At 64.0% G+C, this 15990-nt stretch carries 12 protein-coding genes; 7 read left to right on the top strand and 5 right to left on the bottom strand.

The genetic code is table 11. From position 1 onward, the window contains the following. Positions 1-385: 385 nt before the first annotated feature. Entirely contained in the window at positions 386-778 is a 393-nt protein-coding gene (locus EP7_RS18090; RefSeq protein WP_463523216.1) for a response regulator, read from the bottom strand. Positions 779-1020: 242 nt separating this feature from the next. On the opposite strand from EP7_RS18090, the gene EP7_RS18095 reads away from it, so the two are divergent. The 3 genes from EP7_RS18095 (at position 1021) to EP7_RS18105 (ending at position 3855) form a co-directional block, all read left to right on the top strand. Beyond that, on the top strand, positions 1021-2058 hold the full coding sequence (locus EP7_RS18095; protein ID WP_463523218.1) for a hypothetical protein: 1038 nt from the start codon (positions 1021-1023) through the stop codon (positions 2056-2058). 244 nt (positions 2059-2302) lie between these two features. Then, positions 2303-2626, top strand: a complete 324-nt coding sequence (locus EP7_RS18100) for a hypothetical protein (RefSeq protein WP_463523220.1) — start codon at positions 2303-2305, stop codon at positions 2624-2626. 464 nt (positions 2627-3090) lie between these two features. Beyond that, the gene (locus tag EP7_RS18105) at positions 3091-3855 is read left to right on the top strand and encodes a BON domain-containing protein (protein ID WP_463523222.1); all 765 of its coding nucleotides are present in this window, start codon (positions 3091-3093) and stop codon (positions 3853-3855) included. Positions 3856-3965: 110 nt separating this feature from the next. Here the strand turns inward: EP7_RS18105 and EP7_RS18110 are convergent, their stop codons facing one another. Beyond that, on the bottom strand, positions 3966-5459 hold the full coding sequence (locus EP7_RS18110; RefSeq protein ID WP_463523224.1) for an endo-1,4-beta-xylanase: 1494 nt from the start codon (positions 5457-5459) through the stop codon (positions 3966-3968). Positions 5460-5520: 61 nt separating this feature from the next. After that, on the bottom strand, positions 5521-6513 hold the full coding sequence (locus tag EP7_RS18115; protein ID WP_463523226.1) for a 2-hydroxyacid dehydrogenase: 993 nt from the start codon (positions 6511-6513) through the stop codon (positions 5521-5523). 231 nt (positions 6514-6744) lie between these two features. Here EP7_RS18115 and EP7_RS18120 point away from each other — a divergent pair, with 231 nt between their 5' ends. After that, on the top strand, positions 6745-7767 hold the full coding sequence (locus EP7_RS18120; protein ID WP_463523228.1) for an SDR family NAD(P)-dependent oxidoreductase: 1023 nt from the start codon (positions 6745-6747) through the stop codon (positions 7765-7767). A gap of 138 nt (positions 7768-7905) precedes the next feature. Further along, a complete protein-coding gene (locus EP7_RS18125) occupies positions 7906-8895 on the top strand; it encodes a phosphoglycerate dehydrogenase (protein ID WP_463523230.1) in 990 nt (329 codons plus the stop codon). On the opposite strand, the gene EP7_RS18130 is transcribed toward EP7_RS18125, so the two are convergent. Further along, positions 8877-12566, bottom strand: a complete 3690-nt coding sequence (locus EP7_RS18130; RefSeq protein WP_463523232.1) for a protein kinase domain-containing protein — start codon at positions 12564-12566, stop codon at positions 8877-8879. The genes EP7_RS18125 and EP7_RS18130 overlap by 19 nt on opposite strands. A 512-nt stretch (positions 12567-13078) precedes the next feature. On the opposite strand from EP7_RS18130, the gene EP7_RS18135 reads away from it, so the two are divergent. Beyond that, the gene (locus EP7_RS18135; protein WP_463523234.1) at positions 13079-13699 is read left to right on the top strand and encodes a hypothetical protein; all 621 of its coding nucleotides are present in this window, start codon (positions 13079-13081) and stop codon (positions 13697-13699) included. A gap of 175 nt (positions 13700-13874) precedes the next feature. On the opposite strand, the gene EP7_RS18140 is transcribed toward EP7_RS18135, so the two are convergent. Then, a complete protein-coding gene (locus EP7_RS18140; protein WP_463523236.1) occupies positions 13875-14798 on the bottom strand; it encodes a PIG-L deacetylase family protein in 924 nt (307 codons plus the stop codon). A 436-nt stretch (positions 14799-15234) separates the two neighbouring features. Here EP7_RS18140 and EP7_RS18145 point away from each other — a divergent pair, with 436 nt between their 5' ends. After that, the gene (locus EP7_RS18145) at positions 15235-15861 is read left to right on the top strand and encodes a hypothetical protein (protein WP_463523238.1); all 627 of its coding nucleotides are present in this window, start codon (positions 15235-15237) and stop codon (positions 15859-15861) included. Positions 15862-15990: the final 129 nt, after the last annotated feature.

Consider the following 15990-nt stretch of genomic DNA (forward strand, 5'->3'; position numbering starts at 1 on the left):
GGGTGGGCGTGGGCACGCAGCATACCCCGGCACGCACGCGACCGATCCAGATCCCGAGATCCTTTGAATTACATCGCCCCGGACGTCCGTGCAAGCAGAATCCCGCGCAATAAGACTTGGTGAGGTCGATCGACCCGCCGCGGCAAGATACGCGGTGTCGACCGACCTTCGATCCTGCCTCCTTGCATGATCGAAGCCCTCATGATGAGCCTGAGCAATATGCCAGGCCAATCGATGCGAGATCGCTGTCGATTTTCTTCACTCGTCTTCCGGGAGTTGCCCGTTTTGGACGAGGCGCATGGACTTGCAGAGAACCGCTCGGGCGGACCGTAGTCGGATCCTCGAAAGTCGGGGCATCTTCGCCCACGGTCCGATGCGGGCCGTCTCAGTCGTCGTCCTCGACGGAGAGATTGAGGACTTTTTCCACGGACCGAATGAGCTTCTCCATGGCGAACGGCTTGCGGAGGTAGTCTCTCACCCCAAGCATCTCGGCGTAGGCTCGATGGCGGCTGCCTTCGTTCCCCGTAATCATGATCGTAGGGATCAGGCCGCCGGGTCGGCTCTTGAGCTTCTCGAGGACAAGGAAGCCCGACTTCTTGGGCATCATCATGTCGAGGATGATCAGGTCGGGCGACTCACGCTCGGCGACAGCGAGGCCGGCATTGCCGTCGCGTGCGACGAGGATGCGGAACCCTTTGCCTTCGAGCACGGTCCGCATCGCTTCGATGATCTCGCCGTCGTCGTCGACCAGCAGGATGGTCTTGGGCAGTTGGGGCATGGGGTTGGGTCTCGCGCGGCGGGCTCGCTCGGTGTGATGAAGGGTCATCATAAAGACCGGGATGCACACGGGCAAGGGTGGGGCACGACACAGGCTCTGCCGCCGCGGAATCGGCCCGGTTGTCGCTTCCGCCCGGAAGTTCCGTCCGTCATAATCGAAGGAGAAGTGGCAACGCGTGCATGGGCTTCGAGAGTGTGCGTGCGCGGACTTTTATTCGACCGAGCCCAGAGAGAGGCAGACCGATGAGACCGACGAGAAGCGACGCGGCTCGGTGGGCCCTTGCGGGGCTCAGCGTCTTCTGGCTTGGCTGCGGAGGGGGCGACGATGTCCCCGATCCTGAGTCGGATTCCACCGCGGCCGTCGCGGGCGCGCCCGCCTCGTCGCCCATTCCCGCCCCCGCCGCCCAGGCACCCGCGGCCGTCCAGGCACCAGTCGCGGCGGCGGTCGCCGAGAATCCCGTTAAGGCCGATCCCACGACGGCCTCGGCACCGGCTGGGGCCCCCCTGCAGGCGGCTTCGGCTGAGGTTTCCCCCGCGACTTCCGCGGCGGAGCCGGTCGAGGAAACCGCGGCGGTCGCGGCCGCTCCCGTGAACGGCGCGACTTCCGAGATGCTCGCCCTTTCCAAGGGGGCCGCAGCGCCAATCGCCGAGGGCGACCCGGCCAATCCGGGCGCGCCGGTCCCAGGGGCCCCGACGACTCCCCAGTCTCAGCAGCAGATGATGATGGCGGGCCGAGCAGCGGGCCGCGATCAGCCGCCTGGAAATCCGTTCAACCCCCAGCAACAGATGCAAGGGCCAGCCGGGATGCCCGGCGGGATGCCCGGCAGCCAGCGGTCGATGGATGGCTCAGGCGGTGCGGGTTCCCCCGGGACTCCGGCCAAGCCGGGAGACTACCGCACGCCGATGGGGGCGGTCACCGCGTTCGTCGATGCGGTCAAGGCGAAGAATCGGGACTCTCTGCTGGAAGCCACGGCAATGCGTGCCAGCCGCATCGCGGCCGTCAAGAATCAGCGGCTCTTCGGCTCGATCCTCGACGGCAGCATCTCGGACGAAGACCTCGATGATCTCGCGGAGATCTTCGACGGCTATACCGTGTCGATGAAGCTGCCGGCGCACAATACCGGCGAATCCAGCGTCCTGCTCTCGAAGACCGAAGGCCGAAAGCAGCTGACGCGTCGTGTCGAGGTTCGGCATGAAAAGGCGGGGTGGAAGGTCAGTGACTTCACCGGCTACCGCGACATGCAATCGTCGGGCTCTGGCATCCGCAGGAAGTCAAAATGACATCCATCTCAGGCATTGTGTAAGTCTGACACAGCTGTCCGTGTAAGAATGACGCGCCTCTGCCGCGAAATAATCCGCGGCAGAGGCGTTTTTGTTCAAGTTTCGGACTTGATCGACCGGTGCCGAAGGCGGATTGGGCAGTTTGGATTGATTGGCACCGATTGTGCTTTTTCTTGGTCCACTCGATTCCGGCCGACATGATGTCGCCGCACCATCCGCCCGAGTTTCAAGGAAGGAATTCGGAATGGCCATGTCTCAAGTTCAACTCTGCGTAATCCTGGAATTGGCCGTCGTCCTGTTTCAGATCCTGGGCGTGCTCGCCCTGTGTCTGACCAGATTGATGCCCGAGACTTCCTGGGCATACCGTGGCCGTGTCGGATTTATTTTCGCCCTCTTCGGCCTGGGCGTCGCCGGCGCCCTCTGCGGACTTCACGATTCCGAGTTCGCCCTCTTTGCCGGAGTCACCATGACGGTTCTCCTCTTCGGAGTGACTGTCGGGGGCGGAATGGCGGGAGCGATCGAGACCAACTATGCTCACGGAGCGGTCGAACACGGCCCCCTTGTCTGACTCTGGCGTTGAAACATGACTCGAAGATCAACGACGAAGTGATGGCGGGCCCCTCGGGGCCCTTTTTTTTTGGTCGCACGTTTCCCAGCTTTCGATGAGCCGCCGCCAGCCGTCGGCCCTGTGATCGGCGAGGACTCACCTCGTACCAACATCAGTAATCTTTCAACTTCTTGCGATTTCAGCCTCTCGGCGAAGGTCGACCGGGCGGTTCCGGGGCGGGGTATGGTCGACCTTGCTGGTGGGTTCACTTGTCCGATGGGACATCCTGGGTCGCCTCAATCGGCCGTGATGATTCGGGAGTGGACCGGTCGATTCAGGAGTGCCGGCCTTGGTCGGACGTAGGCCGCGGCCCAATGAATTGGCCGAGGTATTCCGGACTGGATTTCCAGAAAATCCCCCGACTCGAACGACGCGTCCCGCACGCCGTTCGCACACGTTGAGGTCGGTCCCGGCGGGAGAAGGACATGCCCATGTTGGTTGGATGGAAAAGGACTTCGCTGGCTCTTGGGCTGATCGCGGGGATGTCGACGACGACCTGGTCGCAAGCTCCGGCCAAAGGTCGCAACCAGGCCACCGCGGAAGCGGTCGCCATGTCGCTCGGCTCGAGCAGGTCACTGGCCAAATACCGCATCGAGATCGAGGCGAAAGACGGCGTGGTGACCCTCGCGGGTGCCGTGTCGAACACCGCCCAGAAGGCCGAGGCCATGGATCGCGCCCGGCAGGTTGCCGGCGTCTCCTCGGTCGTCGATAAGCTGATGAGCAACGACTCCCGAGTTCGCCCGGCCCAGTATCAGCCGGCCGACCCCCGCCTCGCACTCGGCGGGCACGGCGGCCACGGTCACAACCAGGGTGGATACGTCGGCGGCGGCGGCCCGATCGAGGGCGGGACGGTGACGAACTCGGTCGCCTCCGACCCGTTCGCCGGCGGACCGGTCCCCGAGGGAGCGGCCGGAATGGTCGGTGCCTCGCAGGCCAGCGCCCCCGGCGCCCCGAATTACGCCTGGCCCAGCTATGCTCCGGGCAACAACTACTCGGCCGTCGGTTACCCGACCGCCTACCCCTGGCAGGCCTGGCCGAATATCGGCCCCTTCAACCCCTACCCCGAAGTGCCGCTCGACTGGCGTGCGGTCACCCTCCGCTGGGATGACGGCATCTGGTGGCTGGACTTCAAGAAGCACTACACCCGCCCGTTCTTCACTCCCTATCCCTTCGGAATCTTCGCCTACTGAGGCGAGACGAGACGGGCATCACGTCAACAGGGCCGCGCGGGCTATGCCCGCGCGGCCCTGTTGGCCGTTCGAAGGGTTTGTCTGTTTGGGGCTCGCTCGCCGGAGATTGCTCAAGCAAGAAGTTCGGCGCGAAACGAGCGAAACCAATCGGCCGTCGGCTTAGGGGTCTTGTCGGCACGGTACAGGCCGGCATTCGGGAAATGGTGGTTCGGCAGGCCGTCGCTAATCTGGCTCCACGTCACCGACCGGACGAATGGCTTGGCGACAGCCATCGCGATCCACTCCGTAGCCATCTGGTGCTGGCTCGCTTCATCAACCGGGCCCGGCCATTGCGAATCGTCGACCGTCACGGTGGACTCGGCGCGGGGGTCAGCCTTCGTAGACGAAGGGATGGCAAACGTCAGGTGCAGCGGCAAGTTCAGGAGAGCGTAGAGGTCCAGTAGCCTGGAAAAGTCGAATAGATCACGCAGATGGCTCCCGGGCGGCGAGAATCCCGGGGCAATTTCCAGGGCCAGGCCGGCGAGTCCGAGGTCGGCCCTCGCGAGATAATCGGCCAGGTGGAGCGGGCCGAGCTGGAACGGGCTCGATCCCATCCATTCTGCCCAGGGGCGATCGAATCCGATCACGAACTGCGCGGCGGGATCGGCCTGGCGTGCGACCTGGATGGCACGCGCCGTGATCCGCACCTGCTCCTCCTCGGAGAGGCCGAGTAGACCTGTGGTCGCAGGTCGCTGGACCAGATTCCAGACGGGGATCTGCCCTTTGAAGCGGCCGACGGTCTGCCGCACTAGCGACACGACGAGATCGAGAATCGCGTCGAAATCCCCTTCCCAGAGCCAGATCCAATCGGGCAGGGCACCGGCGCGGAACTCGACGAGCGGGCCGGCCTGGATGGGGAGCTGACGCTTGCGGCACCAGGCAAGACGAGCGTCGAGTTCCTCCCACCGATATTTCCCCTCGGAGGGCTCTAACGCCTTCCAGGTCGTCGGAACCTGGGCAGCATTGAAGAGTTCGGACCAGGCTGGGCCCCACGGATTGCTCATCGGATCGTCTTCGACCACGCCAGCCAGGAGCGTTGGAAGTTTGGGCGAGGCCGAGAGGCGGTTTTGCAGGACCTGGGTCGTGTACTCCGACGCGACGAGATGGCCGGCCTGACAAGAGGCTGCGAGCGAGTCTTGGGCCTCTTTGAACGACTCCGCCGGCTGATCACGCCGCGTTGCCGCAGCGACGAAGGAATGGCGGGCTGATCGCAGCAGGTTGTCCAGCTCAGGCGTGGTTGTCAGGCCCATCTGCCGCCAGTCGGCAACCTGGTTGCGCACCTCATTAAGTCGCCCGCGGGCCAGCTCGACGGCAAGGTCGTACGGCTCGTTCCGCTCGGAGAGGGTGGCCGTTGACAGGATCGGCGTTCCGGCTCCGGGCACGGGCCACGGGACCGAGAGTCGCGCGCTCTCGGCCACGTCTCGATGGCCGAGGAGGATGTTCGACTTGATCTCGACTCGCACCCTCCCCGGAGTCCGGTCGAGCCCCGTGACGTACGCGCGGCGTAGATCCGCGAGGCGTGCCGCGGGCAGGTCGGGGGGGAGACGAAATTTGATCACGCCCATGCGGACCCACCTTCCCCCGGAGTGACTGCCAGGATCCTCGCGGATGGCGTAGAGAAGCCGATCACGATCGTCCCCCGGCTTGGAGAACTTGCGGGTTCAGAAGATTGGGAGGGACCCGCCCATCGAGCGCGGCGATCAGGTTCTCCGCGGCCATCCGAGACATCGCCGCACGAGTTGCACGGGTGGCGCTTCCCAGGTGGGGCAGCAGCAACGCGTTGGAACATTGGGCCAGCCCCGGGGCCATCCTCGGCTCGTCCTCGTACACGTCCAAGGCAGCTCCGGCGATCTGGTCCGCCTTCAGGGCCTCGACCAACGCAACCTCGTCGACCACCGGCCCGCGTGAAGTATTGATCAGGTAGGCCGACGACTTCATCTTCGCCAGCGCGGAGGCGTCGATCAGGTGGCGGGTCTCTTCCGACAATGGGACATGCAGGCTGACGAAATCGCTCGATGACAGCAGCTCGTCAAGGCCGACGCCGCGTCCCCCCAGCGCGTCGAGCTCGGGCGAGGGACGCCGACCGTGGTAGAGCATTGGCATCTCGAAGCCGACGGCGCGGCGAGCGACGGCCGTCGCAATCCGACCGGGTCCGATCAAGCCCAGCGTGGCGCCGGCCACGTCACCGCCCAGCATGTAGAGCGGCCCCCAGCCGGGGAAACGGCCGGCGCGCATTTCCACGTCCCCCTCGGCCACTCGCCGTGCAATGCCCAGGATAAGGGCCCAGGCGAGGTCGGCGGTGGCCGTGGTGAGCACTCCCGGAGTGTTCGTCACCTGGATTCCCAGGTCGGTGGCCGCGGCCACGTCGATGTTGTTGTAACCGACCGCCATGTTGGCGAAGATGCGACACCCACGCGCAGCCTCCAGCACTGCGCGGTCGACCGCGTCGGTGAGGAGGCAGAGCACCGCATCGCAACCGACGACCGCCCGGCAAAGCTCGTCGTGCGAGAGCCCGCGGTCCTCGGAATTCATGGAGATCTCGACATCGGCGATCCCGTGGGCGATCAGGCCTGGGCCCGGCTCGGGGATCGGCCGCGTGATGAAGACGCGTTTCGGCACGACGGGAACCTCGGTCGATCGTCGGGCGCCCGGCCGTGCGGTTCGCCGGCAAACCGGGCATCCGCAAGGGCCTCAGGCACCAAAGATAGCCGCGCCTGCCGCAATTGGCCAGTCGCTTCGAAACGACCTTCGCGGGTTACTGTCTGGCACAACGTGTGCAGCGCCAAAGTGGTGGGCGAAAAGACGAACTGCCATCGCTGCCCGACGATCGAACCTGGAGATGTCGCATCCATGCGCATTCGCACGAAATTGCTATTGGCTGGTCTCGGCCTGGCTGGGGCTTCCGTCGGCGTCCGCACGTTTCTCAGGCACCGACGCAAGATTGCCCTTCCGGGGCGTATCGTGCTGGTCACGGGGGCGTCGAGCGGACTCGGCCTGATGGTCGCGCGGCAGGCCGCAGAGGGGGGCGCCCGCCTTGTGATCGCCGCCCGCGATGCAGAAGAGCTTGAACTCGCCGCGGAATTACTCAGGGACGCCGGCTCGCCGGAGGTCCTTGCCGTGCCCACCGACGTCTCCGACCCCGAACAGGTTCGGCGGCTGGTCGATAGGGCATTAACTCGCTTCGGCCAGATTGACATCCTGGTGAACAACGCCGGCACGATGCTCGTCGGGCCCGCCGAGTCGCTGACGACCGATGATTTCAGGGCCGTCATGGCCACCAACTTCTGGGGCCAGCTCCACCCGATTCTGGCGGTCCTCCCTTCGATGCGGGCCCGCAAATTCGGCCGGATCGTGAATGTGGTCTCGGTGGGCGGGAAGGTGGCTGTCCCCAGGATGCTCGCTTACACGGCCAGCAAATTCGCGCTCGCAGGCCTGAGTCAGGGCCTGCGTACCGAACTGGTCCGCGACAACATTCTGATGACAGCCGTCTACCCCGGCACGATCCGCACGGGCGGCCACACGCACGCGTGGATCAAGGGCGATGCCCAGGCCGAATACACCTGGTTTGCCCTCTCAGATGTCATCCCGGGCCTCGCGTCATCGGCCGAAGGAGCCGCCCGGACGCTCTGGGATGCCGCGCTACATGGCGATCCCGAGGTCATCGTCGGATGGAATGCCAAGCTCGCCGTGATGGCCAACAACCTCTTTCCCGAATGGATGGCCGAGACCCTGGCGGTCGTCGATCGCTACCTCATGCCGACGCCGACCGACCTGCAAAAGCCGGCCGTCCAGGGCGGCGATCTGGCCGGGAAAATCCCCGAATCCCTCAGTCGGATGATCCCAGCGTCGGCTCGACCGGAGACCGCGGGCTGATGCTGGCAACGGACTTCGCTGGGCGACCCGAACTCCATTGAAAATTCGGTCGCTGCGCGATTCGATCGGCTAGAGTAAAGCTCGAGCCGATCTCGGCCCTACCTTTTTTTATGCTGTCCTAAGCCTGGCGAGGCGGCCATGCCCAACGTGCTGATCGGACCCGAGCCCCTGCGTCACCAAGTAGGGGCATTCCGCGACCAGCTCATTGCCGCGGGATTCACTCCGATTGACCCCGAGGGAAACAACACGCTGACCGAGGAACAACTCCGCCGATGGCTGCCGGAAGCCGACGCCATGATCGCGGGCGGAGAACGGGTCTCGGCCGATGTGATCGCGTCAGCAAAGAGACTCCGGGTGATCGCCAGGACGGGGGTCGGTTACGACGCAATCGACCTGCCCACGGCGAATGCCCGGTCGATCGCCGTGACGACGACTCCTGGGACCAACCACGAGGCCGTCGCGGAGCAGGCATTCGCCCTTCTGCTGGCCGTGACCCGCAACGTGGTGAACAATGATCGCCTGATTCGCGGCGGCGGCTGGAATCGCACGCTGGTCGTACCCTTGCGAGGTCGGACTCTCGGACTGATCGGGCTGGGCAGGATCGGTCGGGCGATGGTCACCCGGGCCGTCGCGTTCGGGATGCGCGTCGTCGCGTTCGACTCCATTCCCGATCCCGACTTCGATGCCCGCCACGGCATCGTCCGACTCGATCTGGACAGCCTGCTCGGCCAGTCCGACGCCGTCAGCCTGCACCTGCCGCTCACCTCCGAGACGCACCAGATCATCAACCGTCGGTCTCTGGCGTTGATGAAGCCCGGCTCGTACCTGATCAACACGGCGCGGGGCGGCCTGATTGCGGAGGGGGACCTTTTCGACGCCCTGACGTCCGGCCATCTCGCCGGGGCGGGGCTGGACGTGACCGACCCCGAGCCACCGCTGGTGGACAATCCGCTCCTGGGTGTCCCCGGCGTCGTCTTCAGCCCGCACATCGCCGGCATTGACACTCGAAGCATGGCCGACATGGCGGAATTGGCCGCGCGCTGCGTGATCGACCTCTCACAGGGACGCTGGCCCGAGGAGTGCGTCGTGAACCCGCAGATTCGTCGTGGTTATCGCTGGGCGATCTGACACGCCCGGGCCGGCAAGGCAACACTCGGTCGCCCTCGAAACCGTCGAGCTTGGGCCGCCTTCACCGGGATCGATTTGACCAGCTTGCGGAAATCCTCACGGGTCTGGAGCTGGTCGTAATCGGGGTGAAGGAACTCCTCGGGATCATCGAATCCGGCGTGGATGGCCATCTTCAAGACGGCAATCGCGCGATCTCCATAGGCTGAAGTCAATTCAGGGCGTTCTTCCACGGATAGGGAGCGATCCTGGGCCGACACCGACGCGCAACGAGCGAGGAATCGACCGGCCCGACGGAGTTCTTCGGCGTCGGTTGGGGTCAAGGCGACGATCTCTTCGGCGGTCTTGGCCGCATCGAAGTGGTCTCCGCGTCCGAGGTTGGCTGCGGCGAGTTGTGCCAGGTCGACGAGCAACTCTCCCTCGATCCGCTTATCGCCCGGCTCGGACTTCAGGACGTATCTGCGTTCATCGATGGCACGGCGTAAGGAGCGGGAAGCATTGCCGTATTCGTGGAGTTCTAGCCAGACTTCCCCGATGCTCGACAGGAATGAGGCGTGGTCGGTGTGATACTCGACGACCTCGGGGAACCGCTGGACGAGGGAGCGGATTTCCTCGAGGCCGAGCTTGAGCAAGATGAGGGCCTCCGGATATTGCGCGGTGAGCTGGAGGTGCCTGGCCATCGCGAGTCGAACGAAGGCGAGCCGCCGGAGGTAGTCGAGTAACTCGGGCGACTGCTTGACGAGTCCCTCGCGGATCTTTAAGGCGCGCCTGAGGTCGTCATCGGAGTCTTGGAGCCGACCTTCGTCCTGAGAAACCGCCGCCCGGTCCGTCAGGATTCCTGCCAGTTCATTTCGATAGTCGACCACGGTGGGATATTCGGTTACGAGCCGTTCGAATCGCTCATAAGCCTCTCGCAATGCGTCATGGGCCTCGTTCGTCTTGCCGAGGGACGAGGAGGTGAAGGCCACGTTGCCGTAGGAGCGGGCAAGCCTCCATCGCACGGACGCCTGACCGGGCGAATCGCGCTCCAGAACCTTGAGAATGTCAATCGACTCTTCGAAGGTCTTGAGGGCGGCGTTCAGGTCCTTCTTGGACTGGAGCATGCCAAGATTGTTGAGGTTGCGGGCCAGGTCCAGCTTGAGATCGGGCCGTTCGCGATTGGATTCGACCAGGTCTCGGAGTTCCCGGACCGCCTTCTCGTAGGCAGGCAAGGCCTCGGTGGATCGGCCGGTGAGCCTTGCCATCAGGGCGCCGAGCTGATATCGGGTGTCGGCCAAAGCGGCGCGATCTTCCGGGTTGCCCAACTGGTTGAGAACCAAGGCCTCGCGAAGGCTCAGAGCCTTACGCATCATCGCCTCGCCGTCGGCAAATCGATTGAGCTTACGCAGGACGACGCCGAGCCCATGGTATCCCTGAGCGAGCGAACGCTGGAGTGTCGGATCCTCGGGGTGGGTTGCCGCCAACGTCTCCAGGATCTTCAGTCCCGAGCGATGGTCACGCTCCGCCGAGGAAAGTTCCGAGAGCATCGCGCGGATCTCGCCCAGGCGGATCGACGCGATTCCCACCTCGGCCTGAGAGACCCGATCGTCGGGTCTCTGCCTCGCCAGCTCGATATAAAGTCGGACGGCGTCGTCGAGCAGGTTTTTACGCACCTGTTCCATTTGCGGGATGTCGGCCAGTTCCGACTGGCCGAGCCGGGTGAGCATCCTGTCCACGGCCTGGTGCGCGACCCGGAAATTTTTCGTTGCCCGGTCGCGTTCCCGTGCGATCAGCACGTTGCCCACGGCGAGCGAGATCGTGAGGGTGGCCGCGACCAGCGCCGCCGCAACGGTTGCCCCGCGATGTCGCCTCGTCCATCGGGCCAGCCGTCGATGCCATGGCTCGGCATAGCATGAGACGGGCTCATCGGCCAACCAGTGCTCAACATCGTCCGCCAATGATGTGGCCGAGGCGTGACGATCGGCGGGCAGTAGGGACATCGCCTTCATGCAGACCGCGTTCAAGGGGGCGGGGACCGACGACTCAACAGATCTCGGCGGAGCAAAGGTCCCCTCCTTGACCTTCTCGATCACCCGAATCGAGTCGGCGGCGTCGAATGGAGCCTTGCCGGTAAGCAGCACATAGAGAGTGGCACCCAGACTGTAGATATCGCAGGCGGGCCCCATCTGCGCGAGATCACCGCGCGCCTGCTCGGGGCTCATATACTGGGGCGTGCCCACCGCCCACCCTGCGACCGTCTCCTGCGAGCCGACCCCCGATCGAACGGTCAGAGGGCCCTCTCCCGGCGCGATCTGCGTTGCGATCGGGTCGTCCCCTTGTCCCATTGCCTTGGCCAGGCCCCAATCGACCACCAGCGTCTCGCCGAACTTGCCGAGCATGACATTGGCTGGCTTCAGGTCGCGATGGATCACTCCCCGGCTGTGGGCGTACGCCACCGCATTGCAGGTGGCCACGAACCGTCCGAGGAGGTCGCGTAGCCCCAACTCGCGATCGCCCGGAGTCTTCGGGCCCGTTTCCGGGTCGTAGAACCGATCGATGGCCTCGCCAAGACTCTCACCCGAGATGAACCTCATCGCGTAATAAGGACGGCCGTCGCCGTAGGTTCCCAGGCCGTAGACGGGCACAATGCCCGGGTGCTCCAGCCGCCCCGTGATCTCCGCCTCGAGCAGAAATCGAGACCGGCTCGACAACTGATCGGCGTGCCGAGCCTGGATCTCCTTCAACGCGACGTCGCGATTCAGTTCCTCGTCGCGAGCCAGATAGACTTCACCCAGGCCGCCTCGCGCGTGTCTGCGGATGATCTTGAAGCGTGACTCGTGCGGCGTGCGCGTGGGAGATGGCTCCTGCGGCCCCTCATCGTCGGGAAGTCGCCGAGTCGAGCCGGATTCCACGTGGGTCGCTGCCGTCAACGCCCCCCTGCTGGCGGCACGCGTGGCATACGGGTCAAACTCGACGGAAACCTGCCTGAGCGTATTGGCAGGGCTTTCACCGGTCGCAATCTCTGTCCGAGCTGGATCTGCGACCGTCGGGGTCTGCTGCGTCGTCTCCGACGAATTCGGCCTGGGCCGTTCGTGGAGAGTCACTGGTTCGACTCGATTCCCGATCGTCCGATGCCTCTCATCATCCCTCGGGGCAAACAGCGTCGAGAACGGGTCGTGGTCGGGCAGGGTCAAAGGCTGGGTAGGCTGGAGCCGATGAGAGGTGGGTTCTCGCGTCCCTCGGTCATCGAGCCTCAGGCCCTCCGCTGATCTAAACCGCCGTTCATCTCGTGAAGGCTCGAGATTGGTTGCTTGCCCTTCGAAACGACCGAGACCTTGGTCTAAGAGATGAATCTGAACGGATTGCGCCGCAAGTTCTTGAATATCAGGGCTTTGCGGTAGCGAATCGGCCAGTTCGCAGGCCGCGGAGAATTGCTCACGAGAAAGGGCGGCGGCCTCGAGGCTCAGAGCAAGATCGCCCTGATGCGCTCGGATATGCTCCTCGGCTAGAGCGATGAGTAGGTTGGCCCGGCTACGGTCGAGATCTCCGCGTTCGACGAGGAGGCCGAGAATGTCGGCATCGGGCCGATCTCGCAGGCATTCGATGCCCGACTGCAACGCCTCCAGCGTCAAGAAATCCAGTTGCAACGCGAGCAGCGAGCGAAGCAAATTCAGATCGGAGTGGGCTCGGGCCATGGAATAGCGACCTCGAGGAGGGGCTGAGTCCGCTTATCCGCAAGCGTCGCGGGGGCGGTTCAGATCGGTTCGGTGCCGTCGCGTCGATGGTCGAGGGTAGATCGGGCGGAACTTGCTCGGCCCCATGAATTTTCGCAGAGCCTTGATCAGCGTACAACGCCCCGACCGCCCCGTCGTCACCGATCGAAGACTGAATTGAAGGGCGCTCAACTCGAGCGGGCGCGATGACCGATGAATCGTGAGAGATGTGGAAGTTCGCTCGCTGGCGAGCTGCCGGGGGCCTTGCAAGAGGAATTCACCCCACAACAGGGAAATTCCTCACACCCGGACGCTCGACAGTTCGATAAGAACAGCACACGGTCGGTCGCCCTGCTGCAAGAGGCGGCAGGAACGGCTCGGCCTCGATGAGATGGTCGTCCAAAGGATTTCGGACCCGGCGCCAACGCCGGCGGCCCCGGGCAACCCGGCGGCCACCGTCGCAACCGCGCACGTTCCTAGGAGGGGATGTTCTCATGACCCGATCCGCGCGGCACCGTGGCCCGATCACCCCGCGTTGGGTTCGAGGCCTGATCACGGGTGCTTTGTTAGCCGTCGTTTCCACCAGCTTCGCAGGCTGCGGCCTGACGTATGTCGCCAGGAATATCTCCCCGCTGCACGTCACGGGCTGGTCGATGGTCTGGCCCATCCTCCCGTCGCAGTCGCAGCGGCTCGAGCACGACATGGCTGCTGAGGAACGAGACAGGGTACCCATCCTCGACCCAATTCCCGGCGATTTCGCCGCGGCGACTTGCCTTGATCCGCCCAGCGAGCAAGAAGTCTGGGACAAGGTCCCCAAGTTCAAGAACGGCTCGGCCCCGTTCTATGAATCCCAGCGCAATAACGTCAGCTTCCTCATCGAGAAGATCGGCGAGGCTCTGGACCCCTGCAAGGTCTATCCCCTGGCCGGTCCCTGCCAGCTCGTGCACTGCCACTACAAGTGCACGATCTATTACGATGAGGTCTACACGGCCGACTACCCGATTCCCTTCCAGCACACCGCTCACCGCGTCGAAGTGGTCTTCATCGACAAGGACCACCTCCGTCGCTGCGGCGGCCCGGCCGTCGCCACCGCCCCCCCCGCCGAAGGGCGCTAAGCCAACCCGCACAGGCTCCCGGCGACGAAGATGTCGCCGGGTTCGCCTCGAGTCATTGCCGACTTCGTTCCTCGACCCCGCACGAGCACGGCAATCGCCGGCCTGTGCGGGGTCGAAGTCGTCCAACGATCCGCGCGCCGTCAAAAGCGATGGCACCGATCCATCATCCTCGGTCTTATTTACGATCGGGCAGCGGGAACATCTTCCGCAACTCGTCCTTCGACGGCTGAGATCCATACTCGCAGAGCTCGAAGGCTTCGGCGACCTTGACCGCCTTGCCTTTCTCCTCGCCCAACTCCTCGACGAGCAGCTTGCGGAAGCGATCCGCGACCTTGCCATACTGTGACTCGGCCCGTTTGCGGGTCCATTCCAGCCGCCCGGCTTTGTCCTTCGGAACGCTGTCCAAATAATCGAAGAGCCAGGGGTTCCACTCATAAAACTGCGACTCGAGGGCGTCGATGCACTGCACCTTCTTGTCGATCGTCTCGTCGATAGGGACCACGACGTCCGGTTCGAACGGGTTCGGCTTCTTGAACGAGTCTTCGGTGTACATGAACACCGGATTCTTCCGCAAGGCGGGCACGTCGGGGCAGAAGTTGGGGACGATCACCATGAAGGCCGCATCCTGGAGCAGAATGCCCGTGTAGCGATGGTCCGGATGGTAGTCATTTGGCCTCGGGCCGATGACGAGGTCGGCCTTCCACTCGCGAATCAACTTGGTGATCGTCTTGCGATTCTCCAGGGTCGGCAGGACTTCGCCGTCGTGGATGTCGAGCACCTGCGTGGCGATGCCCAGGATCTCGGCGCAACGGTTCACCTCGGCCGTTCGCCTTCTGGCGAGCGGCCCGCCGGCGATCTCGTGGTGGCCGATATCGCCGTTTGTCACCGAGACGAACTTAACCTTGTGCCCCTGCTTGGCCCAGAGCGCCGCGGTCCCGGCGGCCTCGAGTTCACAGTCGTCGGGATGGGCCCCGAAGACGATGATTCGAAGCGGCTCGGCGGCCGAAGCCGGCGTATGCGAGCCGATCCAGCAAGCCGATAGGCCGATGAGCAGGAGGCGGAAGGGTGTGCATGAATTTCTCGAAGGGGATGCTCGCATGGTGCAAATCCTCTTGAAGACGATGTCGATTTCAGCTCGATACTGGCCCCGGGGGCCCCGTTTGTAACCGTGCCGTCGGGTCGAGTCGACGGTCCTCCTCTCCCGGGCGAAACGCGGTACGGCTCGGGACTTTCGATCGTCCCGGGCTCGACCGGGTTTCGATCTCGGGACTTCTCCAGGGGGGAGCCTCATGGAGATGACGGAGACCCCTCGCAAAGGGAGCCCTAAGTCGGCGAGCCTGGACTGTCCGGAGTTCGGCCCTTGCAAGGGGATTGATCTTGTCAGGTTGCTCTCGATGCCGATGATCCCGAAGCTGCCCCGTCAGCTTGATTTGGATTGGGGCCTGCTCATCGCGGAACGAGTGAACTTCGCCCGATCTCTCGAAGTGCGGGAATCGAGGCGAACTGTCCAGTAGACCTGGGAGAGGAATTGCGCCATGGGCCCGATCTGGCGAAAACTGTCACCTTCCGGTCAACCTCGAGATCGTGGCATTCGCGAGCGCAGGCCCATCCTCGATGCGCTCGAACGACGCGACCTGATGGTCACGCAGATCGTGTTCCCCGCGGCTGTGCCGCATTACGTCTTCCCGCCGGACGGTCGGACGGTCACCATCCACGTCAGCGGATTTGTCGCGACATCCCGGACCGACAAGGCTCCGGTGGCCCATTTCCGGGTCGTGGACAAATACCGTCAATATGAGCCGCAGGGGATCGTCGCCCTGACGAAACTCGACCCGAACGGCTATTCCTATGCCTTCGACGTCAATGTCCCGGCTAAGAACGGGCCCCTCGACCAGCAAGGTCGGTTCTTCAATATTCTCGTCGAGGGGACCGATCAGGACACAACCGCGGGTTCCTATGTTCGCGTGTCAGTTCCCGGTCCCCAGGCAGCCAAAGCCGCCAAAGCGACTCCGAAGCCGACCTCGACCGATCCCGACGCCATCCCGACGACGATCCCGACCAAGTATGGGCCGCAGCCTCTCTCGCCCCGCCAACTCAACACGGCAAAATTGGCTTACGCCAAAGCGCATCCAATGCCCGCGAACGCCAAGAAGTTTATTTAGTGGGTTGAATCGGATTTTCCGCCTGGAAAGGCGTTGAGAGATTGTGCTAGAATTTTATCGTCCCAATAGCCGAGCCTCTCTCGAACCGATCGAGAACGACAAAGGGATTTCGATCCAAAGTCCGTTCGA

Source organism: Isosphaeraceae bacterium EP7 (assembly GCA_038400315.1).
Lineage (GTDB): Bacteria > Planctomycetota > Planctomycetia > Isosphaerales > Isosphaeraceae > EP7.

Coding starts and splice junctions, on each gene's coding strand:
- EP7_RS18110 (WP_463523224.1), bottom strand. CDS start 5,459: ATGGGCGTGATCAAATTTCGTCTCCCCCCCGACCTGCCCGCGGCACGC.
- EP7_RS18120 (WP_463523228.1), top strand. CDS start 6,745: ATGCGCATTCGCACGAAATTGCTATTGGCTGGTCTCGGCCTGGCTGGG.
- EP7_RS18125 (WP_463523230.1), top strand. CDS start 7,906: ATGCCCAACGTGCTGATCGGACCCGAGCCCCTGCGTCACCAAGTAGGG.
- EP7_RS18130 (WP_463523232.1), bottom strand. CDS start 12,566: ATGGCCCGAGCCCACTCCGATCTGAATTTGCTTCGCTCGCTGCTCGCG.
- EP7_RS18135 (WP_463523234.1), top strand. CDS start 13,079: ATGACCCGATCCGCGCGGCACCGTGGCCCGATCACCCCGCGTTGGGTT.
- EP7_RS18095 (WP_463523218.1), top strand. CDS start 1,021: ATGAGACCGACGAGAAGCGACGCGGCTCGGTGGGCCCTTGCGGGGCTC.
- EP7_RS18100 (WP_463523220.1), top strand. CDS start 2,303: ATGGCCATGTCTCAAGTTCAACTCTGCGTAATCCTGGAATTGGCCGTC.
- EP7_RS18090 (WP_463523216.1), bottom strand. CDS start 778: ATGCCCCAACTGCCCAAGACCATCCTGCTGGTCGACGACGACGGCGAG.
- EP7_RS18145 (WP_463523238.1), top strand. CDS start 15,235: ATGGGCCCGATCTGGCGAAAACTGTCACCTTCCGGTCAACCTCGAGAT.
- EP7_RS18105 (WP_463523222.1), top strand. CDS start 3,091: ATGCCCATGTTGGTTGGATGGAAAAGGACTTCGCTGGCTCTTGGGCTG.
- EP7_RS18140 (WP_463523236.1), bottom strand. CDS start 14,798: ATGCGAGCATCCCCTTCGAGAAATTCATGCACACCCTTCCGCCTCCTG.